Consider the following 20,478-nt stretch of genomic DNA (forward strand, 5'->3'; position numbering starts at 1 on the left):
GGTCGCTCAGGAAGCGTAGGCGGAGACCGCGACCTCGTCGCCTCCGTACTGGGCGACCACCGTGGTGTGGCCGTCGTGGAGCTGGTAGGTGAGTCCGACGATGATGAGTCGGCCGTCATCGACTGCGGTTTTGATGATCGTCGACAGCTGCATGATCTTGTCGACGGTGTCCATGGTGTTCTGACCGACGGTCTCGTTGATCGTGGTCCGTCCGTTCTTGCGGGCCCGGGCCACCGTCGGCAGGATGCGGGCGACGACGTCGGAGATGAACCCGGGAGGAGTCTCACCCGAGTCGTAGGCGTTGTAGGCCGCCGTCACGGCCCCGCAGCTGTCGTGTCCGAGCACGACGAGCAGGGGAGTGCCGAGCATTTCGACGCCGTATTCGAGCGACCCCAAGGTGACCGGGTCGACGACCTGTCCGGCATTGCGGACGACGAACATGTCGCCGAGGCCGACATCGAAGATCATCTCAGCGGCGACTCGGGAATCCGAGCAGCCGAAGAGCGTGACGAACGGGGTCTGGCTGTCCGACAGGGACTCGCGCCGTGCAGTGTCCTGGTTGGGATGCCGAGGGACGTCGTCGACGAATCGCTGATTTCCCTCGAGGAGTCGTTTCCACGCCTGGTTGGGCATTACTTTCGCACCTGCTTCCGAGTTGTGTGCAACGCGCCCGGGACCGGGTGCGTTGTGAGGTCAGACCAGTCCGCGGCGTGCGGCTTCCTCTGCGGCCTCCACGTAGGAGTGGGTCTTCGCGGCCTGGTGTTCGGCGAAGACCTGACGGACGGTCCCCGACTTTGACCGCATCACCAGCGAGTGTGTGGTGACGTGTCCGCCCTGGAACTTCACTCCGTCGAGCAGATCGCCGTTGGTGATGCCGGTGGCGACGAAGTAACTGTTGTCTCCGGTGACGAGGTCATCGGTGTTGAGCACCTGGTTGACGTCGAGGCCGGCCTTGGCGGCGGCTTCGCGTTCGGTGTCGTCCTGCGGCCACAGACGGCCCTGGATGACTCCGCCGAGCGCCTTGATGGCGCAAGCGGTGATGATGCCTTCCGGGGTGCCGCCGATGCCCATGAGCATGTCGACGCCGGTTCCGGGACGGCAGGCGGCGATGGCTCCGGCGACGTCGCCATCGGTGATGAGCTGGATGCGGGCACCGGCGGCGCGGATCTCATCGATCATCTGCTGGTGGCGGGGACGGTCGAGGATCATCACCGTCACCGAGGCGGGATCCTTCGTTCCCTTCGCCTTGGCGACGCGACGGATGTTCTCGGCGATCGGCAGACGCAGATCGACGGCGTCGGCGGCATCGGGGCCGGTGACGAGCTTCTCCATGTAGAACACGGCTGAAGGGTCATACATCGCACCGTCTTCGGTCACGGCCATGACCGAGATCGCGTTGGGCATGCCCAACGCGGTCAAGCGGGTGCCGTCGATCGGATCGACGGCGACATCGCAGTGCGGTCCGCCGCCGTCGCCGACCTGCTCGCCGTTGAAGAGCATCGGAGCTTCGTCCTTCTCGCCTTCGCCGATGACGACGGTTCCGGCCATGCGGACGGTGGAGATGACGTTGCGCATCGCGGCCACGGCTGCTCCGTCGGCGGCGTTCTTGTCTCCGCGGCCGACCCAGGGTGCGGCGGCGATGGCGGCAGCCTCGGTGACTCGGACGAGTTCCAGGGCCAAGTTGCGGTCGGGTGCGTCCGACTCGACCTGAGCCTTCTGTGACCATGAGTCGGTCACTGCGACAGGTGGAGCCTCCTCATCAACTCGTCCTCGGTCTTGGTGAGATTTCACGTCAACAGGCTCTTTGGAGTCACTCATGCTTCCAATTGTGCCACCCCTGTGATCCGGGTCGCGACAGCGGTGTCCGCTTGTGGCCGCTGTCACGTCCTCGGACCGGAATTGGCCCTTCGCGCGCGAGCCGAGGACAATGGCGGTGTGAATGTTCGAAATGCTGCTGACGAGACGGGTGCTCGAACTGTCGTCGACGAGGCGACGTCGAGTCCTGAGGGAGAGTCCATGGCTGACGAGTCCGGAGTGATGCTGCCGGGGTCCCGCGAGGAGATGCGCTTCCTGCGCAAGAACTCGAACTGGGTGAATATGGTCATCGCGATCCTCGCCTGCCTGGCGGTCGCCGTCGGGATCCTGTTCCTCGCCCCGCAGCCGGAAGTGGATTCCGAACGTGTCGTCGACTACCAGGGGATCGCCGAGCAGTCTCAGGGCAATGCCGAGTTCGATCTCATCGTGCCGCAGATCCCGCGCGGATGGACCTCGAATGAAGCCAGCCTCGATCGGGTCGGCGACTCCGAGTACACCTCGTGGTACATGTCGTTCATCGGCCCCGACGACCAGTGGGTGAGCATCGAACAGGCCGAAGCGAGTGAGAACTGGGCGAAGCGGAAGACCGATGAGTCCGTCGCTGCCGAGAAGGTGACCGTCGGCGGTGCCGACTTCCAGATCTATCGGACCGAAGAGGCGAAAGAATACTGGGTCACGCACAAGGGCGATATGTATGTCGTCCTGAGCGCCACTGCCGCACCGGACACCATCAACACCTTCGCTGACCAGGTGGCCGCCCAGCTGAAGTGACTCCGGCGGACTCGGAGTTCTACTCGGCGTCGTCCGATGTCTCCTCACGGGCCTTGTCGAGGCGTTCCCGCGCTCCATCAAGCCATGCCTGGCAGCGGTCGGCCAGTGCTTCGCCGCGTTCCCACAGCCGCAGCGACTCTTCGAGCGGCAGATTGCCGGTCTCCAGGCGCTTGACGGTCATGACGAGTTCTTCGCGTGCCTGCTCGTAGCTGAGGGTGCTGATATCGGGCTGATCTTCTTGGGTCGTCGGTTCGGTCATCGGTGTCTCCTTCGCAGAGTGAGTGGAATGTGGGCGGAGTGTGGAGCTGTGGTCATCCGTCGGTCGTCGAATCGTCCGTTTCCGGTGTGACCTCGGTGATCGCGGCATCGAATCGACCATGGGCGACCCGGACGTGGACGGTGTCGCCGGTCGTGACCTCGTCGGCATTGCGGACGGCCTGTCCCTCGTCGGTCTGAACCACGGCGTATCCGCGCTCCAGCGTCCGCAGGGGAGAGAGGGACTGGGCCTGGGAACGGAGGTGCTGGATCTCGTTCTGGGCCTGGACGACCGATGCGTTCGTCGCCTGCAGGCTGCGACGGCGGATCATCGCCAGTTCGTTCTCGTGAGCGGTGATCATCGTCTGCGGTTCGGCGAGCACCGGGCGCGAACGCACGGCGGTGAGCATCTCCTGTTCGCGGTCGAGGATGCGGTTGACGGCGGATTCGAGCTCGGCTCGGGCATGCAGCAGATTCATCCCTTCTTCCGCGACATCCGGAACGATCCTCTTTGCGGCGTCCGTGGGTGTTGACGCCCGCATGTCTGCGACCTCGTCGAGGATGGGCCGGTCGGCTTCGTGTCCGATCGCCGAGACCACCGGTGTCTGCGCTGCGGAGACGGCGCGCACGAGTGCTTCGTTGGAGAACGGCAGGAGGTCTTCCATGCTGCCGCCGCCGCGGGCGATGACGATGACATCGATCTGCGGATCCGCATCGAGTTCGGCGAGGTTCTTCATCACTCCCGGCACAGCATCCGGGCCCTGGACGGCACAGTTGCGGACTTCGAATTCGGCGGCCGGCCAGCGCAGGTGCACATTGCGGATGACGTCTTTCTGCGCATCCGAATCCCGTCCGGTGATCAGCCCGATCCGGTTCGGCAGGAACGGGAGGCGACGCTTTCGGCTGGGATCGAAGAGTCCCTCGGCGCCCAGCTGTTTCTTCAGCCGTTCGAGGCGAGCGAGGAGTTCGCCGAGGCCGACGGCACGGATGTCGTTGGCCCGCATCGTCAGGCGACCGGTCTTCGTCCAGAAGTCGGCTTTGAGGTTGGCGACGACGTGGCTGCCCTCGGCGAGAGGAGCTCCGGTGCGGTCGAGGACGTTCTTCCAGATCTGGACCGGCAAGGACATCTCGACATCGGTATCGCGCAGGGTCAGGTAGCTGGCCTTGCCCCGATGGTTGAGCTCGACGACCTGCCCTTCGATCCACACGCTCGACATGCGGTCGATATAGGACTTCATCTTCGACGACAGCAGACTCAGCGGCCACGGATTCTCCGCTGTGGTCTCGGCTGCGGTGGCGGCGAGCTCCTTCGGCTCGGCCGTTTCGCCGAGCGTGCCGGGAGTGCCGGAAATTCTTTGCGCCATCTAAGTCCCCTTCCGAATCCCAAGCCTAACGAACGGCACTGACGCAGCCCATTCCTGGCCGCAGTCGATGCCTCCGGCTTAGACTGAACGGGTGAGTGTCGTTTCAGTACCTGCCCCGACCATTCCGCGCCGGCGTCTGGCACCGGGCGAGATCCGCACTCCGGTCAATGCTGACAAGAGGGTGCTGCTGGCCGCGCCGCGCGGCTATTGTGCCGGCGTCGATCGGGCCGTCATCGCTGTCGAACGCGCCCTCGTGCACTACGGTGCACCGATCTATGTCCGCAAGGAGATCGTGCACAATCGCCACGTCGTCGAGACCCTGTCCGAACGCGGGGCCGTCTTCGTCGATGACACCGCGGAGGTCCCGGAAGGTGCGCGGGTCGTGTTCTCCGCGCACGGAGTCTCTCCGGCAGTTCATGCCGAGGCCGCTGGCCGTGGGCTGTCGACGATCGACGCGACCTGTCCGTTGGTGACGAAGGTTCACAAAGAAGCCATCCGGTTCGCTCGGGACGGCTTCCGCATCCTCCTCGTCGGCCATGCCGGACACGAAGAGGTCGAAGGAACAATGGGGGAGGCGCCGGAACACATCACGTTGGTGCAGAGTCCCGAGGAGGCCCGCACCATCGAGGTTCCCGATGCCGAGAAGCTGGTGTGGATCTCACAGACGACATTGAGCGTGGACGAGACCATGGAGACCGTGGAGATCCTGCGTGAGCGCTTTCCGCATCTGCAGAACCCACCCAGCGATGACATCTGCTACGCCACACAGAACCGACAGGTTGCAGTGAGGAAGATCGGGCCCGAAGCGGATCTGGTCATCGTCGTCGGGTCGGCGAACTCCTCGAACTCCGTCCGCCTCGTCGAGGTTGCCCTCGAACATGGGGCGAAGGCAGCTCACCGTGTCGATTTTGCTCGTGAGATCGACGAGACCTGGTTCCACGACGTCGTCACCGTCGGAGTCACCTCCGGGGCGAGCGTTCCCGAGAACCTCGTCCAAGACGTGTTGCACTTGCTGGCTGACTACGGTTTCGACACGGTCGAAGAAGTCGTCACCGCCGAAGAGGACCTCATCTTCTCCCTGCCGAAGGAACTGCGCAAACTCGGCTGACGACCCTCAGTCCGTCCCCGTCTGCCGATCACGCAGATGAGTCGGACCGCGTCCGTCGAAGTCCATGGCCCGTGGGCGACTGAGTTCTTCTGCGCTGATGCTGCGAGTGCGAGTATCGAGTTCGGCCACGGCATCGAGTTCGTCGGAGACGATTCCGGTCGACGGGAACTTTCTGGCGGTGACGAGGAAACGGGACTCCAAGGACGAGACGAACCGGTTGTAGTCCTCGACGGAACGGTCTAGGCTGGTTCCCATCCGTGACACATGAGTCACCAGAGTGCCGATGCGTTCGTAGAGCTCCGTGCCCAGCCGCAGCACCTCGGCCGCCGAGGTGGACATGTCCGCCTGCCGCCAGTTGAGCGCCACGGTCTTCAACAGCACCAGCAGAGTCGCCGGTGAGGCGAGGACGACGTTCTTGCCCAGCGCATGATCGATCATCTTCGGGTAGTTTGCCGCGGCCGCAGAGAGCAGGCCGTCGGTGGGAACGAAGCAGACGACGAAGTCGGGGGAGGCCTCGAACGCCTTCCAGTATTCTTTCGATGCCAGGGCATCAACATGACGCAATAGAGCGCGGGCATGGTCCTGACCGCCCGTGCCAGAGTCGGCCGCCTCGCCGGAGTCCTCGTTCATCCGCGCCGACAGAGGAGTCTTCGCATCGATGACGATCGTGCCGCCGCCGGGCAGATGGACGACCATATCGGGGCGGTGGCGCTTGCCATCGCGGTCGGCGCTGACCTGGGTATCGAAGTCGACGTGTGGCAGAAGGCCGGCATATTCGACGATGCGTTTGAGTTGGACTTCGCCCCAATCTCCACGATGAGTCGTCGAATTCAAAGCGTTGGCCAGTGACCCGGTGGATTCCTGGAGGCGGAGGTTCTGTTGGCTGAGGTGCCCGATCTGAGAGTTCAATCGGGTGATCTGTTCGATCTGCGTGCGGTCCTGAGAGTGCAGGTTCTCCTGCAGATTCTTCACGCTTGCCGCCAACGGCCCGATGGCCGCGGTGATCTCACCGGCCATCTGCGCATCGGCCTCGAGATCTTCGGTGCGCTGGGACAGGATGCGTGACGTGGTCTCTGCGCGAGTGAGTCTCTCGAGGTACCGGGACCGTGTGAGGGTACGTCCGAGGAGGAATCCGAGGGCGGTGGCGAGGACGATCGCCACGATGAAGCCGATGATGACTGCGGCAGCGGGGAAAGCATTCATGGTCCCAGGGTGACAGAGGGCACTGACACGAGAATTCGAGGACCACCTCGACGACGGCTAGACTTGGATACCGTGGCTTTGACTATTGGAATCGTGGGACTGCCCAATGTCGGCAAGTCGACCATGTTTAACGCACTGACCAAGAACCAAGTTCTCGCGGCGAACTACCCGTTCGCGACGATCGAGCCGAACGTGGGCGTGGTCCCTCTGCCGGACGAGCGACTCACGCGGCTGGCGGAGATCTTCGGCTCCGAACGCATCCTCAATGCCACCGTCGACTTCGTCGACATCGCCGGAATCGTGCGCGGCGCCTCCGAAGGGGAAGGCCTGGGCAACCAGTTCCTCGCGAACATCCGCGAAGCCGATGCCATCTGTCAGGTCATCCGCGGATTCGTCGACGACGATGTCGTCCACGTCGACGGCAAGATCAGCCCAGCCGATGACATCGATACGATCAATACCGAGCTCATCCTCGCTGACCTGCAGACTCTCGAGAAGGCACGGCCGCGGATCGAGAAGGAAGTCAAGGGCAAGCGCGCTCCTGCCGAGCAGCTGACCGCGATCGATGCCGCCACCGAGATCCTCGAAGGCGGGCGGACGCTCTACCAGGCGATGCAGGCCGAGAACTTCGATGTCAGTGCGCTGCGCGAGTTGCAGCTGATGACGGTCAAGCCCTTCCTCTACGTGTTCAATGTCGACGACGAGGTGCTCGCAGACGAGGATAAGAAGAACGAGATGCGGGCACTAGTGGCTCCCGTCGAGGCGATCTTCCTCGACGCGAAGTTCGAGTCCGAACTCGCCGAACTCGACGAGGAAGAGGCCCGCGAGATGCTCGAATCGACGGGTCAGGAGGAGAGCGGTCTCGATCAGCTCGCCCGAGTCGGCTTCGATACCCTGGGTCTGCAGACCTATCTGACGGCCGGGCCCAAGGAATCCCGTGCGTGGACGATTCCGAAGGGAGCCACCGCCGCCGAGGCGGCCGGAGTCATCCATACCGACTTCCAGAAGGGCTTCATCAAGGCCGAGATCGTGTCCTTCGATGATCTCGATGCGAACGGTTCGATGGCTGCCGCGAAGTCCGCCGGCAAGGTCCGGATGGAAGGCAAGGACTACATCATGGTCGACGGGGACGTGGTCGAGTTTAGGACAGGACTTACATCTGGAGGTAAGAAGTAGCATGCCTGGATTAGCTCCGACGACGCTCCCTTCTGTGCAGCCGGTGGGCGGCTTCATTCACGGGCAGGCCGCGGCTAGAATCACAGGTATGAGACAAACGCGGCCGTTCGCTATTTCAGGCGTAATAACGGGCACAGTCATGGTGGCAATCTCATTCTTCATCGAGGATGCCGCCCAATCGAAGAGCACGTTGGTTGCGGGGCTTATTGCGGCGGTCACCATTGCTGCGATACCGATTTACGATATCAACTCGTGGTCTCTCACGAAACGCTCACTCGTACATTTTCTTGCGATGCTCGCAACCGTATTTCCGCTACTTCTCTTCAGCGAATGGTTCACTCTGCCAGTGGCCATCAGTGTGTTTTTACTGTTCGGCATCGTTGGCTGGACAATCGGCTACGTCGTCTACCGGGTTCAGGAGAAGAAGCAGGCATAGAGCTGACCCTCAGGGGTAGAATAAGACCGCGCACACGCGCACGATCACGGGTAAGTGCGTTTGGGGCACCTCGGCTAGCCAACAACCACGTAATGCGCGTTCGCCCACGTGCCGGGGTGAACCCGGGCTGGCTCTACCTGTGTTTCGCCAGCTGGCAGGTACAGGCTCAGGTGAAGGCGCAATCGTGCGGCTCAGTGGTCGACGCCGTTTACCCGGGCGACCTGGACGACGTGATCCTCCCGCCGATCGATGAAGTCCGTGGAGACGCTGCGTACCAGTGCTGGAAGGACTTCGCCGAGGCTAACCGGTTGGAGGCCAACGCAATAGACCGGCTTGAGAGTTCAATGTTGGCGAGCGTAGAGGCTTCATAAGCCCCACTCAGCAGGCACGAGTTCGGCTAGTCAACGGGCCCCGAGCATGCCTGCGCCGGCCGTGTGCCACCCGCGAGCCAATTCTGGCCGGTCTGGCCGTTCATGGACCGCTGACTTCTTATGGTGACGCCGCCGAAAGTAGTATTGCCACGCCTGCAGCCCAACGGCGTGATCCTTCCGAGATTGTAGGAGGGGAGCGCATATTCCTGTGTCCCGAACACTGCTTACGTGATGCTGTTATGGTGCACGTATGAGCAGCGCACCCCGCAAGGCAGCCATCTACCTCCGTATCTCTCAGGACCGCGAGATGGATGGGCTCGCCATCGAACGCCAGCGCGAGGATTGTGAGAACCTCGCTCGGTTCCGGCGCTGGGAGATCGTCGAGACCTATGTGGACCAGTCGAAGAGCGCTACCGACCGGTCCGCGATCCGTCCGGACTACGACCGCATGGTCGCCGACTACCTGGTCGGACGGTTCGACGCCATCATCTGCTACGACCTCGACAGGCTCACCCGGCAGCCGCGGCAGCTGGAGGACTGGATCGACGCCGCCGAGCTTCGCGGCCTCGCCCTCGTAACGGCCAACGGCGACGCGGACCTCTCCACCGACGGCGGTCGCATGTACGCACGCATCAAGGCCGCCGTGGCGCGCGCCGAGATGGAGCGCAAGAGCGCCCGTCAGTCTGCGGCGCAGAGACAGCGCGCTATGCAGGGGCGTGCCCCGAAGGGCATGCGTCCGCTTGGTTATGCCGTCGACGGCAGTGTGATGCCTGATGAAGCCGTGGTCGTGAAAGCGATCTATGCCCTGTTCTCGAGGATCGAAAACCCTGAGTCGCTACGCTCGCTCGCCCGGGCGCTCAGTGGTACCGAGAAGATCAAAGGGCTCTCTGCCCTTCCCAAGCACACGCACACAGTCAGCGTCGAGCGCGCCGCCGCCCGCGAGGAGCAGGGCCTCGACCCCCGACCGATCGTCGAAGACGGTCCGTGGTCGCCTTCGACCGTGCTCGGCATCCTGCGCAACCCGCGTTATGCGGCGCTGAGCACTTACACGCCGAAGTTCGCCCAGGCGGACGGGAAGCGTCGCCGGATGTGGAAGGCACAAATCCTCCGCGACGACGCCGGAGAGCCGATCCGGGGCCAGTGGGAGCGGATCGTCGATGACGAAACCTGGTGGAAGGTCCAGGAGATTCTCGACGACAAGAAGCGCGTGACCAACACCAGTGGTGCAACCAAACGCAAGCGCCTCGGGAGTGGACTGTACCGCTGTGGTGTCGTCGTCTCTGTGACTGGAGAGGTCTGCGGCAAGAAAGTCACAGGCGCACCACGCGGGTACACGTGCCCAGGTCACTTGGTCCGCTCTGGTCCCGCCATAGACGAGTACGTCACGAAGGCAATCAGCGCCCGTCTCGCCATGGATGACGCGGCGGAGAAGATCCTCAAGCCCAAGGACAGCTCACAGACCGAGGCCCTCGACGCTGCGATCAGCGACCAACGAGCCAGGATCAGTCGTGCGCAGCACGACTACGACGAGGAGATCATCGAGGGGCGCGACCTCAAGCGCGTGCGCGACGCCGCCGAGGAGCGCATACAGGAGCTGGAGGCCCAAAAGGCACTGCGGGGACGCGCTGGTGTGCTGCGACCAATCCTCGACACCGATGACCCGCCAGGCGCGTTCAGAGGCGCATCGCTTGAGATCCGACGTCAAGTGATCGACGCGCTGGTTACTGTCACGGTGTTTCCACAGCCCAGAGGGCGCAAAGGGTTCGATCCAGCATCGGTCGAGATCGTGTCGAAGTAGGCCGCGGTCCGCGAAGCGGACCCGGGAGGTCTCCCGAGAGCGGCTGACGCGGCATAAGCGCGTCATTTCACTAGAGCCTGACTGCCAGTCGCGCCACCGCTCTCCTCGACACAGAGGAGACCGCTATGACAAGGAGCTTCGACACTACACCCCGCGTTTGGATCGGCTGCCTCCAGTGCTACAACGAAGGGAATCTCGTTGGTGACTGGCACAACGCAACTGATGCAGATGAGATCACGACATCGCAGCTGCACGGACGCGCAATCGACCCTGGTACCCACGAAGAACTCTGGTGCCTCGATCATGAGAACCTACCCATCACAGCGGAGTGCTCACCTCGTGACGCCGCCGAGCTGGCCCGCACCCTCGAAGACGTGCCTGAACGTGAGAGGCCCGCTCTCAATGCCTGGGTCCTGTCCGGCGACTACATCGAAGACGGGGACGGGCTGCCGAGCATCAGCGACTTTGAAGAACGTTACTGCGGGGAATGGTCATCATTTCGCGAGTACGCCGAGCAACTCGTCGAAGACAGCGGCCTGCTGGCCGACGTGCCCGAGGAGGTAGCCCGCTACTTCGACTGGGAGGCATGGACCCGCGACCTCATATACGACTACGCGGTCATGGACGACGGCTCCCACGGCGCCTACGTCTTCCGGAGCCTGTGATGTCGGACAACGAACTGACGCTCTGCCTGTGCTTCGAATGCTCGCCACCCGAGTTCACGGACCGCGCTTATGTCGTCGTACCCGACCGAGGAATGTGGCGCGTCCACACCTGCCCTACCCACGGCCCGGTCTCCGTGGCGGAGGTCCCCGTGAAGCCGGTCAGCACTCAAGAGGAGGAATGAAGATGTCCGCAGAGAGCAATGCCCGTGACCACATCCACGCATTCCGGTGGTGGGTGGGCAACCCCGAGATGACTCGCGCCGAAGCAGAGCTGCGGGACCTCGCCGCACTGCGCGAAGCGGTGGAGTACGAGATCGCCATGCACGCTCACCAGGTCGCCACATACGAGGGCATCTCCTGGGCAACTGTCGCTGATGCCCTCAGCATCAGTCCCGCTGCTGCCCGCCGTCGCTATAAGCGCTGAGTCGTGGTCGAGGCGTCGACGCCGACCGTGAGCAACGCGACGCTGTCCACACGAAGGGCCTCGGCAAGAGCGTCGATCGAGTCGAGCGTGAGGTTGCGCTCGCCCCGTTCGATGCCCGCGAGATAGCGCGGCGTCACATCGAGATCTTCAGCCAGCTTCTCTTGGGTAAGCCCTCTCGACACGCGCAGGGCGCGGAGGTTCCGGCCCAGGCGGTGTTTGAGGGATTCCTTCACCCTTCAAGCCTCAAAGAAGGAAGCGAAGAGTACCAGGTACTCATCGCTTCCACTAGGATTAGTGGCTAGACCAGGACATGTGCACAGAGAGGAACGCGCCTACCCGCGCAAGCGAACGATGAAGAGAACACTGCACCGACCAGCGGCAATGATCGCCGCGGCGATCCTCGGCCTCACCCTTGTGGGATGCGGCTCCGACCCGGCGGAGACGCCTGACAACGAGACCGGGGGTGACACCGCTGCCAGCGTCTACGAGTTTCAGACCAACGGCATCGAGCCGTCGAACGAAGTGACCGTCCGCACACCCGACGACCTCCGAGAGGTCATGGGCGCAGACGCTAACAATCTCGTCATTGACCAGATCGTTGTGACCGGCCACGACCTTGGCGGCGCGCAGGTCTGCGCGGCTGACTTGGCGATCACGTACATGGACGGTCAGCCCGATGGCCTCGTGTCGGCAGGATCAGACGCCGGTCAGCGGTCGCAGGCGGAGGACGCACTTCTGGAACGCTCCGAAGCATCTTCGATCGAAGAGATTGTCGCCGAGGTCGATGGGCTCATCGCCGACGGCGAAGAGCGCGGTCTCACGGCCCAGCAAATCGGAGACCGAATCGAGATGTTCGCCGGGATCCAGGGCACCTTCTACACCGACGGTGCGACCGGCCAAGAAGTGGTGGATGGCTACCTCAGCGGCGGCAGTGAAGGCGAGTCGACGAACGCGGGGATCATCGCCAAGGCGCTGGGACTCACTTCCAGCAAGGAACCCAACGCGCTATCCGACTTCGACGAGTCCGCACCCGAGGCGGGCACGTACATTGCCGCTGACTTCTCGACCCTCACCGTGGTAGGCGACTGCGCCGCCTCCGCGACCGACCCGGACAACGCGATTGAGTTGGAGCTACCCTTGGTTGACGCCGACGGAAAGAGCGACACCACCGCGACCGTCCAGCTGTCGGTGATGGCCGACGGCACCATCGGGGTGGCAGGTGAGGTCAAGGACTACATGCGCGACGCCAACGACAACTGGATCGCGAGCTGACCGCTCCTCACTCGACGCAGAACCCAGCAGCTTGATGGCTGCGGGGTTCTGCGTTTCCAAAGCTATGCCTGCCCACCAAACTGGTGGCCCGCATCCTGCTCCGGCTCCTCTGTGCTGATCTCGGTCGCCAGGTCTCGGATGAGGCGCGACTGTGCAGCGACAGTGCGCTCCTTCCACTTCTCGAAGCTCGGGCCCCGGTACGTTCCGAGCCCGTCAGTCGTGCGCCGCTGATGCTTCTTGAACTCGCTCTTTGCGTGCTGCTCGAACCGATCAAACAGCGTCGTGCCGTCCTTGAACTTCGTCCCCTTGAGGAAGCGTGTCATTACTGCCGACTGCGCAGCGAGAAGATCCTTGCGCACGTCCTCGTAGCTCGGGTGGGATGGCGGAGGCCCAGCCTCCCGCAGTTCGCGCTCAATCTCATCGTGCAGCGCGTGCAGATGCACTTCCCGTGCCCTCGCAGCGGCCCTCGCCTCTTCAGCATCCATGCGAGTCTGTTCAGCTGCGTGACGAGCCTGTGCAGTATCACGCTCGGCCAATTCACGACCTTCGGCGTACCCATCCGTCTTCGCCTTGCTGCGCAGCTTCGGGAGATCGGCCCGCTCAGCCTGGAGGGCATCGCGTTCGGTCTTGGCAGCCTGGCAGTCTTCCCACGCCTTCTTGCTGTTGCGTTCTGTGTCGGCCAGATGCGCGGCAGCCTTCTCCGCGGTGCGCTTGGTGCGCACCGCGCGAGCCTGAAACTCACTACTCGACAGATGCTCGGTCGAGCGCTCGGTCACGGCATGCTCGACTTCATACCCGATCTTCTCCATGTGGGCACGAAGCTCACGATGCTGACGCTTGAGATCGCCCGGACCCTTGAAGAAGTCCTTCTGCGACAAACGACCATCCTGGGTCACCGGCGTGATCATGACCTGCAGCTGCGGTGAGTGCTCATCGAGGTGGATCGAGCCACCTACGACATTGGCCTGTCCGAACTCGGCACTTGCCCAGTTGAGCGCAGCGATCGTGAGGCGGCCAGCCTCCTCGTTCAGACCCTCGTTCCTCCACTCAGGACAGTGATCTTCGAACCACGATGGATCGAGCTGCAGCACGATCCCGCGCATAACCACTGCATCCTTGCGCAGAGACTTGTGTACGGTGGCGAGCCGCGTGTTCAGGTACTCCTCCAACTCGTTGGACGGAGGGTCGCCATCGACCGACTGCACCGACCGGTAGCTGCCACCGCGATCGTTGACGAACGACATATTCAGGTGTGTTCTACTCGTATCGATGTTCGTGTTCGCGTGCTTGAACGAGTACCCGGCAGCCTCATCGGCCTCCCGTGCGATGTGTCGCATGAAACCCTGCACATGCCCTCCCGCGCGACCCACCTTGTGGCTCGCGTCATACGTCATCGTGTAACTCATGCTGATCTCCTCTCGACCTGTTCCAGGGAAGCACCGCCTGTTGACGCTGCTTCCCCGGAGCCCCCGGCGGCTCTCCCGAGGGGCCTTCCAGATCGGAGGTCCCCGCTCCTCCACACCCGGGACCCTGCGCCCGTGTGTGGAGCCTCTGCGGCAACCTCCGATCCGGAAGGTGTAGCCCCATACACTTCGACCGTCGCTTCGCGAGTCGAAGTTCCTGGGGCCCTCCGGGGGCCTCGGTCCTGACGGACCTCGATGCAGCGATCCGCCGTCGCCCCACCTGGGCGACGACGAATCGACTGCAAGGTCGCGGCGACCGCACTCATGCCGTACCCCCGGTGGTGAGCGCCAACGGCACGTCACGGCTGTGCTCGGCGAGCCCATCCAGCAACTCGTCGACAGCAGCGCCAGCGTCGTGAGCGCCACCGCCTGCCGGGCCGTAGCTCAGCGACAACACCTCGAAGCTGGTGTAGCCACTTGCCTGCTTCGTTGAGATGGCGCGCTTGTACGGATCGCCCTTGACTACGGGCTGCACCAGGTACCGGAGAATGTCATCCTCCCGGAAGACCCGCACCACCGACTGCAAGCGGCGGATGAACTGATCGAGCGCTTCATCGACATTGCCCTTCTGACGGGCAAAAAAGAAGAACTCGACCGGCTCGATGGTCGCAGTGATCACGATGAGCCTGGGAGCGACCTCACCCTTGTTCTTGTACCGCGCCCGAGCAGGCGAGGCATTGTGCGGATCGAGCAGAAGTAGCCAGTCGTTGGCATCCATAGCCGAGGCCCGCAGATCATCAAGCAGCATGATCTCCTCGCCCCGCCAGTCATCGAGCGGGTTTGTTGTCGCGGCACGGTAGACCTGCCACCGCTCCCCGTGTCCCTTGGCGCACGAGATCGCCTCCTGGATGAACGCGTTCGCGAACCTGGTCTTGCCGACCCCGGCCTCGCCATGGATGAAGACGACCTGGGTCGAAAAAGCACCGGCACGCAGCTTCGCCGCCGCACGGTAAGCACGGCGCTGCCCGTAGGCCGACAACGCATCATCGATCTCCCGCTGATGCCGTGAATAGATATCGAAGTACTCATCGGTGAGCATGATCTGGTCACGCGTGAGTTCACCCTGGAGCACCATCTCCCGGAACGGCTCGAACTCCAGCTTCGCCCGCTTCGCCTTGACATGAGCGCGGCCCTTCCGCCACGCCGGATACCGCTCGCGGTACACCTGCTGATATTCCATGCCCCGTACCGAGGCGACCTGCTCCGGCGGGTACTGGAACTTGTCGGGGTACTTCACGTGCGTGAGATAGGCCAAGCCGTTGTCGTGCTGCTGGGTGATCTTCTTGCCGCAGACCTCGACAGGCGCACCGCCGCGCGACTTGTCGAGTTCAACGTACTGGACCTCGACTCCCAGAATCGCGGCCAGCTTCTCGACCGCTGCCGAGGTTTCGCGACTCTTGAACTTCAACAGCAGATGCAGGTGCAGGTACTTCGGCACCTCGACCATCGAAGCGGTCGCATCATCCCAGCCCAGCTGAGTATCGTCACCGTGCAGGATGCAGTGAGCCTCTTCGATCACGAGACCGACAGATTCCAGCAGCACGACCAAGTACTGCGAGAACGACGCGGCAGCCGCACGTAGCGCATCGACGCGCGAAGGATCATCCTTCGGGCGACCGTTCGCTGCGTGCGCCTGCTCCAACAGGCCGGCGAACACCGGATCAGTCGAGTGCTGCCAGCACTCGGGCTTGATCTGCTGCACCAGCATGACCAGAGTCGGGTTCGCTGCCTTACGCGCCATAGCGATCACCCCGGAGCCGGGGAGCATCGGCGCTCGCAGGCAGACCGATGTACCCCCGATGTTCCCCCCGCTGTACCCCAGACGGTGAGGTGCCATGAACGGCTGCTCCACGCGGCGGGATCGGCGGGAACACGCTGGTTGCGGCAAGGCGCGGCGAATCTACAAGCCCTTCGCCGCGCCCGTAGGTGGAGTGTTCCTGCTTAAGCTCCACAGAACTCTTAGTCGCAGAGATATCCCACAGCACATCGTTCCCGGTATGTTCCTCACTGGCACCCCAACCGCACTGGCTGCGGCGCTGGGTAAGCACGCGATAACAGGGCTCGCGGTGGACGCCGCCCACGACGGATGCCTGTGCAGTACTCACTTGGCACCGCCAAGGAGAGCGCGCAGACGGCGGACCTGTTCATCCGACAACGGGGGAGCAGACGCTACGATCCGCTCGACGGCGGACTCGATGGACTCGAAGCCGCTGGCGCGTGTCGGTACAGCGAGCGCATCGAGATCAGTGCGTAGGACCTTGACACGGCCGCCGACCTTGACAGCGGGCAGCCTGCCATCGGCGATGTATCGACGAAGCGTTTGATACGCGCCATACCCGAGCTGGACAGCCTCAGTCAGGCTGATGTAGTGGGACAGGTTTGACTTGGGAGGAGTGGTGTACCCCATGAGAACTCCAGACAGAAATATCTGTCCGGAGACGGGGGGAATAGTTGTCCGGCTACTTTCCCGGTCGCCGTGCGCGATGCTCCACTGGGCCCTTCCGGACCTCCGTGCCTTACGGGAGAAGTCACTCCCTGCCGGGTCGTCTAAATCTGAATCTCGACGTGGTTCCCGGTGCTACCCGGTGCTGACTACGCGCTGCTCGACACAGCCCACGTGGGGTGATCCCCCTTCGTTGATCTTGCTCTCGCGATCTCAGAAGGCTTGTCGCGATCCTATCCGACCTGTCAAGCAAGGTCAAGCCCGAGCATTCGAGACGGTAGTGCTGTCCGGAACGTGGTCGAATTTAGATTTAATGTCTAGTTAGGGCCTCTGACCAGGGGTTTTATCTTCTCGGCCTCCGGTTGGGTTCGATGGACAGGTTCCGCTTTACCATCAGGTGCTAAGCGTTTGTCCCGCTGACCTGGGACTTTGATCGGTCTCTGCGGAGCTCTCGCAGAGGCCGATTCTCGTTGTCGCGTTGCGGTAGCGTCTCTGGCGAGTGGCTTCGGCTGGGCAGTTCTGCGGCGGGTTCAAGTTGTTCGACCCGCGATCTCGCGGAAGGTGCGCTGACTCAAAAATCTGTCTGACTCATAAGTCGGTTATCCAACAACGCTTTGGTTCACTGGGGCAGGTCTCGATCCGCTAGAGTGCGAGTGATTTCGTCCCGCTAGTGTCCTGCGCCGGTAGTTCGTTGCATTAGTCGTGAGAGAGATTCCAGTATCTCTTCCGCGGTTTTCGTCCACACGAATGGTTGCGGGTCCTCGTTCCACGCCTTAACCCACTCGCGAAGGTCTTTCTCCAGGGCTTGCACGCTTCGGTGGTCACTGCGCTGGAGGAGTTCGCGGGTGACTTCAGCGAAGAGCCTCTCGACCTGGTTGATCCACGACGAATACGTGGGCGTGAAATGAATATGGAACCGCTCATGCTTGCCCAGCCAGTTCCGCACCAACGGGTGTTTGTGCGTGCCGTAGTTGTCACACACGACGTGGATGTCGAGGTGGTCTGGAACGTGTTTGTCGATCTTGGTTAAGAACTTTTTGAACTCGATCGCGCGGTGCTTGCGGTGTGTCGAGGCGATCACGGTTCCATCGGCGACATTCAGCGCTGCGAAGAGACTCGTCGTGCCGTGGCGGGCGTAATCGTGGGTACGTTTCTCCGGCATGCCCGGCATCATCGGAAACGCCGGCTGGGACCGAGACAGCGCTTGGACCTGGGACTTCTCATCGACGCTGAGCACGACAGCGGACTCGGGTGGATTGAGGTAAAGGCCGACGATGTCGTAGACCTTTTCCACGAAGAGAGGGTCGTTGGAGAGTTTGAACCCATCGGCGCGGTGGGGTTTGAGTTCGAAGGCCTTCCAGATCCGTCCGATCGTCGATTTCGATAGTCCGCTGCGTTCGGCCATCTGCGCCCGTGACCAGTGGGTGGCGTTTTTCGGTGTCTGTTCCAGGGTTGAGGTGATGACGTCCTCGACCTGCTCGGCCGTGATCGTGGCGGGTCTACCTGGGCGTGGTTCGTCGACGAGACCATCGAGTCGGTCGGCAATGAATCGGTTCCGCCATTTGGCCACAGTCGCGGGCGTGCAGCCGAGGCTGGTGGCGACTTCCTTGTTTGATCGTTCCTGCCCGCAGCCGAGGATGATTCGTGAGCGCAGAGCAAGGGCTTGTGAGGACTTGCGCCGACGGGACCAGCGAGTCAACGTCTGGTGTTCTTCATCGGTGAGGATCAGTTCAGCTTTCGGACGACCGGTGCGAGGCATACTCCATTCTACAACTTCTTACACGAATTTACGGCGCAGGACACTAGCAGCTCGCTCCCATGAGCCGCTGGTGGCGGTGCGATAGGTATTCTGGGGTGTGTGTCCCTTGGTCGTTCTTTTCGTGTCCTGTGGGGAGCGAACGCCGCGTCGAACCTGGCTGACGGTTTGGCGTTCGTCTCGATCCCGCTGCTGGTAGCCTCGCTTACCGACGATCCACGCTGGATCGCTGTACGCTCTCGTCCGCCTACTCGTGGCTCTGCCGATCGGCGTATGGGTCGATCGTGTCGACCGCCGCTCAATCCTGATCGCTGCGAACATTCTCCGAGGAATTGCCGTCATCGCCCTCGCGCTCTGCGTGCAATTGGGCGTCGGAGGTCTCGTCCTCCTCTACGCCGCCTACGCGGTCATCGGCACACTCGAGAGCGCTGCTGATAACGCCGCGGTCTCTCTCGTTCCCGGCCTTGTCCAGAAGGGCAAGCTGGACACGGCAAATGGTCGGATCTCGGCCGCGCAACTCATAGCCGACGAATTCGCTGGTCCGCCACTCGGCGGGTTCCTCTTCGCGATCGCTGCAGCTGCCCCCGTCTACGCAATGGGCGGGCTTTGGGCAGCTGCGGGCTTGATCGCGCTTGCACTACCCGTGCATCGGGGCAGACCATCTGAGGCGGTTGCGCCCACGGCGCGCGCCTCGGTATGGCGAGAAGCCGTGGCGGGAGTAACGTGGCTCGCGCACCACCGCCTCGTCGGGGGATTGGCATTGATTGGAGCCTTGGCGAGCATCGGCTACATGCTTCCGTTCTCCATCCTCGTCATTTTCGCTCAGGAGCAGCTGGGGGTCGATGGCGTTGGGTACGGGCTCATCTTGGCCGTGTCCGCGCTCGGTGGGCTCGTCGGCTCCTTCGCGACAGCTCGTATCCGCTCGCGGATCGGCTACCGCTGGACGATCTTTGCAAGTTTGCTCACCGGGGCCGCCTCATTGCTGGCCCTCGCTGTAACTGGCAATGCAGTGGTTGCCTCGGTGCTACTGGCGATCTATATTCTCCACGCCGTGGTGTGGGGGATCTGTGCGACGTCGCTTCGCCAGCGTCTCGTACCAGATGCGCTCCTCGGGCGGGTCAATGCCGCGTCGCGCGTCCTTGGGTTGATCGCCCTTGCCCTTGGATCATTAATCGGCGGGCTTCTCGCTGGCGTGCATCTCGCGTTGCCCGTGGCGATGGGTGGTGCGGTGTTCGTGATCTGCGCCGGCTTTGCTCTCGCCGTCGTCCGGACCATCGATACCGACTGAACCGTATGTTTGTGCGTGGTGTGGTCTAGCGCGCGGAGGCTTCTCTGCCGCCGTTGCGAAACCGGTTCAATCAGAGGTTGCTATCTGCGGCGACGTGGTTGAGTTCCGGTTCAACGTATAGGGAGCCGGCCTGACCAGGGGTTGTGTTGCTTGGGCCCTGCGGGCAAGGGGTCTGAGTGTTCCGATCCAACGTCTGGCGATAGGTCCATAGATGCCTTCTGCGCCCCGAACACGTCTCTCGTTGTCGGTGGCCATAGCTAAGATTCCGATGGACCTGCTCCACTGTGAAGGGACCACGATGGGGCGGACATCGCGGTGGCCGCCGCGCGTGAGCTGTGGGACGCCGGCCTCACCACCCCCGGCGCACATGCGCGCCTCGACGCACCGCCAGCGCGTCGCCGCGCTGGGCCGCGCCGGCTACCGCCGCTACGACGAGAGCACTGCGACCAGCCTGGGCCGCATGTCCGAGCACCTGCTCGCGGACTACGGCGGTGACCTGCGCCGGCTGCGTGTAGCGGGGCACGCGGAGCCCGCGGCCCTGAGCCGCCTGCTGCGCGCCTTTCCCGGCATCGGGCCCGCCGGGGCGCAGATCTTCCTGCGCGAGGTCCAGGGGATCTGGTCCCTCCCGCCGGTCTTCGATGCCAAGGCGCTCGAGGGCGCGCGCCGGGCGAGGCTGCCAGCCGAGCCCGAGGCGCTGGCCGGGCTGGTTGCCCCCGCCGACCGGGCGCGGTTCGCCGCCGCGCTCGTGCGCCGCGCGCTGCGGAGGTAGCCCCGGACGCGAGGGGAGCGGGCGCCGGGCCCCGCCCTTGCCGAGCGCGGAAAAATGAGTAAGCTCGAAAATAGGCGCGCAGGTTGCGCGGCTGCCGCCCC

The 20,478-nt window shown here is 63.2% G+C and carries 20 protein-coding genes; 10 read left to right on the top strand and 10 right to left on the bottom strand.

Annotation, left to right across the window (positions count from 1 at the left end; all coding sequences use genetic code 11):
• Window positions 1–6 precede the first annotated feature (6 nt).
• Both CXR29_RS06605 and glpX read right to left on the bottom strand, forming a co-directional pair.
• Window positions 7–633, bottom strand: a complete 627-nt coding sequence (locus CXR29_RS06605) for a carbonic anhydrase (protein ID WP_127364185.1) — start codon at window positions 631–633, stop codon at window positions 7–9.
• A gap of 60 nt (window positions 634–693) precedes the next feature.
• The gene (gene glpX, locus CXR29_RS06610) at window positions 694–1,818 is read right to left on the bottom strand and encodes a class II fructose-bisphosphatase (protein ID WP_180956971.1); all 1,125 of its coding nucleotides are present in this window, start codon (window positions 1,816–1,818) and stop codon (window positions 694–696) included.
• 198 nt (window positions 1,819–2,016) lie between these two features.
• Between glpX and CXR29_RS06615 the strand changes: the two genes are divergently transcribed.
• Entirely contained in the window at window positions 2,017–2,586 is a 570-nt protein-coding gene (locus CXR29_RS06615) for a DUF4245 domain-containing protein (RefSeq protein ID WP_241241625.1), read from the top strand.
• Window positions 2,587–2,605: 19 nt separating this feature from the next.
• Here CXR29_RS06615 and CXR29_RS06620 read toward each other — a convergent pair whose 3' ends face one another.
• Together CXR29_RS06620 and xseA are read right to left on the bottom strand one after the other, a co-directional pair.
• Window positions 2,606–2,845 carry an exodeoxyribonuclease VII small subunit gene (locus tag CXR29_RS06620; RefSeq protein WP_127364187.1) on the bottom strand — a complete coding sequence of 80 codons (240 nt, stop codon included), beginning with the start codon at window positions 2,843–2,845 and terminating at the stop codon, window positions 2,606–2,608.
• A 52-nt stretch (window positions 2,846–2,897) separates the two neighbouring features.
• On the bottom strand, window positions 2,898–4,205 hold the full coding sequence (xseA, locus tag CXR29_RS06625) for an exodeoxyribonuclease VII large subunit (protein WP_127364188.1): 1,308 nt from the start codon (window positions 4,203–4,205) through the stop codon (window positions 2,898–2,900).
• A 91-nt stretch (window positions 4,206–4,296) separates the two neighbouring features.
• On the opposite strand from xseA, the gene CXR29_RS06630 reads away from it, so the two are divergent.
• On the top strand, window positions 4,297–5,313 hold the full coding sequence (locus tag CXR29_RS06630; RefSeq protein WP_127364189.1) for a 4-hydroxy-3-methylbut-2-enyl diphosphate reductase: 1,017 nt from the start codon (window positions 4,297–4,299) through the stop codon (window positions 5,311–5,313).
• A 6-nt stretch (window positions 5,314–5,319) separates the two neighbouring features.
• Here CXR29_RS06630 and CXR29_RS06635 read toward each other — a convergent pair whose 3' ends face one another.
• A complete protein-coding gene (locus CXR29_RS06635) occupies window positions 5,320–6,516 on the bottom strand; it encodes a DNA recombination protein RmuC (protein WP_127364190.1) in 1,197 nt (398 codons plus the stop codon).
• Window positions 6,517–6,588: 72 nt separating this feature from the next.
• On the opposite strand from CXR29_RS06635, the gene ychF reads away from it, so the two are divergent.
• The 5 genes from ychF (at window position 6,589) to CXR29_RS06660 (ending at window position 11,386) form a co-directional block, all read left to right on the top strand.
• Window positions 6,589–7,692 (top strand): redox-regulated ATPase YchF, encoded by a 1,104-nt coding sequence (gene ychF / locus CXR29_RS06640; RefSeq protein ID WP_127364191.1) that lies wholly within the window; start codon window positions 6,589–6,591, stop codon window positions 7,690–7,692.
• Window position 7,693: 1 nt separating this feature from the next.
• On the top strand, window positions 7,694–8,128 hold the full coding sequence (locus tag CXR29_RS06645) for a DUF3021 family protein (RefSeq protein WP_084644140.1): 435 nt from the start codon (window positions 7,694–7,696) through the stop codon (window positions 8,126–8,128).
• Window positions 8,129–8,749: 621 nt separating this feature from the next.
• Window positions 8,750–10,297: a recombinase family protein gene (locus CXR29_RS06650; protein WP_101555290.1), complete on the top strand. Its 1,548-nt coding sequence runs from the start codon at window positions 8,750–8,752 to the stop codon at window positions 10,295–10,297.
• A gap of 125 nt (window positions 10,298–10,422) precedes the next feature.
• The gene (locus tag CXR29_RS06655; protein ID WP_029152158.1) at window positions 10,423–10,962 is read left to right on the top strand and encodes an antirestriction protein ArdA; all 540 of its coding nucleotides are present in this window, start codon (window positions 10,423–10,425) and stop codon (window positions 10,960–10,962) included.
• A 184-nt stretch (window positions 10,963–11,146) separates the two neighbouring features.
• Window positions 11,147–11,386 (top strand): hypothetical protein, encoded by a 240-nt coding sequence (locus tag CXR29_RS06660; RefSeq protein WP_029152156.1) that lies wholly within the window; start codon window positions 11,147–11,149, stop codon window positions 11,384–11,386.
• Here the strand turns inward: CXR29_RS06660 and CXR29_RS06665 are convergent.
• Window positions 11,374–11,619: a helix-turn-helix domain-containing protein gene (locus CXR29_RS06665; protein WP_051216143.1), complete on the bottom strand. Its 246-nt coding sequence runs from the start codon at window positions 11,617–11,619 to the stop codon at window positions 11,374–11,376. The two genes, CXR29_RS06660 and CXR29_RS06665, sit on opposite strands and share 13 nt — an antisense overlap.
• 148 nt (window positions 11,620–11,767) lie before the next feature.
• Between CXR29_RS06665 and CXR29_RS06670 the strand changes: the two genes are divergently transcribed.
• Window positions 11,768–12,658, top strand: a complete 891-nt coding sequence (locus CXR29_RS06670) for a hypothetical protein (RefSeq protein WP_029152155.1) — start codon at window positions 11,768–11,770, stop codon at window positions 12,656–12,658.
• A 62-nt stretch (window positions 12,659–12,720) separates the two neighbouring features.
• Here the strand turns inward: CXR29_RS06670 and CXR29_RS06675 are convergent, their stop codons facing one another.
• From CXR29_RS06675 to CXR29_RS06690, 4 genes are all read right to left on the bottom strand, one after another.
• Window positions 12,721–14,064: a plasmid recombination protein gene (locus CXR29_RS06675; RefSeq protein ID WP_029152154.1), complete on the bottom strand. Its 1,344-nt coding sequence runs from the start codon at window positions 14,062–14,064 to the stop codon at window positions 12,721–12,723.
• 319 nt (window positions 14,065–14,383) lie between these two features.
• Window positions 14,384–15,829, bottom strand: a complete 1,446-nt coding sequence (locus tag CXR29_RS06680; protein WP_240812105.1) for an RNA helicase domain-containing protein — start codon at window positions 15,827–15,829, stop codon at window positions 14,384–14,386.
• 393 nt (window positions 15,830–16,222) lie between these two features.
• Window positions 16,223–16,528, bottom strand: coding sequence for a helix-turn-helix domain-containing protein (locus CXR29_RS06685; RefSeq protein ID WP_029152152.1), 306 nt, complete (start codon window positions 16,526–16,528; stop codon window positions 16,223–16,225).
• A gap of 703 nt (window positions 16,529–17,231) precedes the next feature.
• The gene (locus CXR29_RS06690) at window positions 17,232–18,323 is read right to left on the bottom strand and encodes an IS630 family transposase (RefSeq protein ID WP_009881631.1); all 1,092 of its coding nucleotides are present in this window, start codon (window positions 18,321–18,323) and stop codon (window positions 17,232–17,234) included.
• Window positions 18,324–18,573: 250 nt separating this feature from the next.
• Here CXR29_RS06690 and CXR29_RS06695 point away from each other — a divergent pair, with 250 nt between their 5' ends.
• A complete protein-coding gene (locus CXR29_RS06695; RefSeq protein ID WP_241241626.1) occupies window positions 18,574–19,608 on the top strand; it encodes an MFS transporter in 1,035 nt (344 codons plus the stop codon).
• A 367-nt stretch (window positions 19,609–19,975) separates the two neighbouring features.
• Window positions 19,976–20,377 carry a hypothetical protein gene (locus CXR29_RS06700; protein ID WP_127364193.1) on the top strand — a complete coding sequence of 134 codons (402 nt, stop codon included), beginning with the start codon at window positions 19,976–19,978 and terminating at the stop codon, window positions 20,375–20,377.
• Window positions 20,378–20,478 lie beyond the last annotated feature (101 nt).

The sequence above is a fragment of the Brevibacterium linens genome, from assembly GCF_003999335.1.
Classification (GTDB): domain Bacteria; phylum Actinomycetota; class Actinomycetes; order Actinomycetales; family Brevibacteriaceae; genus Brevibacterium; species Brevibacterium linens.

Coding starts and splice junctions, on each gene's coding strand:
- xseA (WP_127364188.1), bottom strand. CDS start 4,205: ATGGCGCAAAGAATTTCCGGCACTCCCGGCACGCTCGGCGAAACGGCC.
- CXR29_RS06620 (WP_127364187.1), bottom strand. CDS start 2,845: ATGACCGAACCGACGACCCAAGAAGATCAGCCCGATATCAGCACCCTC.
- CXR29_RS06680 (WP_240812105.1), bottom strand. CDS start 15,829: ATGCTGGTGCAGCAGATCAAGCCCGAGTGCTGGCAGCACTCGACTGAT.
- CXR29_RS06635 (WP_127364190.1), bottom strand. CDS start 6,516: ATGAATGCTTTCCCCGCTGCCGCAGTCATCATCGGCTTCATCGTGGCG.
- CXR29_RS06690 (WP_009881631.1), bottom strand. CDS start 18,323: ATGCCTCGCACCGGTCGTCCGAAAGCTGAACTGATCCTCACCGATGAA.
- glpX (WP_180956971.1), bottom strand. CDS start 1,818: ATGAGTGACTCCAAAGAGCCTGTTGACGTGAAATCTCACCAAGACCGA.
- CXR29_RS06650 (WP_101555290.1), top strand. CDS start 8,750: ATGAGCAGCGCACCCCGCAAGGCAGCCATCTACCTCCGTATCTCTCAG.
- CXR29_RS06675 (WP_029152154.1), bottom strand. CDS start 14,064: ATGAGTTACACGATGACGTATGACGCGAGCCACAAGGTGGGTCGCGCG.
- CXR29_RS06645 (WP_084644140.1), top strand. CDS start 7,694: ATGCCTGGATTAGCTCCGACGACGCTCCCTTCTGTGCAGCCGGTGGGC.
- CXR29_RS06655 (WP_029152158.1), top strand. CDS start 10,423: ATGACAAGGAGCTTCGACACTACACCCCGCGTTTGGATCGGCTGCCTC.
- CXR29_RS06660 (WP_029152156.1), top strand. CDS start 11,147: ATGTCCGCAGAGAGCAATGCCCGTGACCACATCCACGCATTCCGGTGG.
- CXR29_RS06685 (WP_029152152.1), bottom strand. CDS start 16,528: ATGGGGTACACCACTCCTCCCAAGTCAAACCTGTCCCACTACATCAGC.
- CXR29_RS06615 (WP_241241625.1), top strand. CDS start 2,017: ATGGCTGACGAGTCCGGAGTGATGCTGCCGGGGTCCCGCGAGGAGATG.
- CXR29_RS06605 (WP_127364185.1), bottom strand. CDS start 633: ATGCCCAACCAGGCGTGGAAACGACTCCTCGAGGGAAATCAGCGATTC.
- CXR29_RS06700 (WP_127364193.1), top strand. CDS start 19,976: ATGCGCGCCTCGACGCACCGCCAGCGCGTCGCCGCGCTGGGCCGCGCC.
- CXR29_RS06670 (WP_029152155.1), top strand. CDS start 11,768: ATGATCGCCGCGGCGATCCTCGGCCTCACCCTTGTGGGATGCGGCTCC.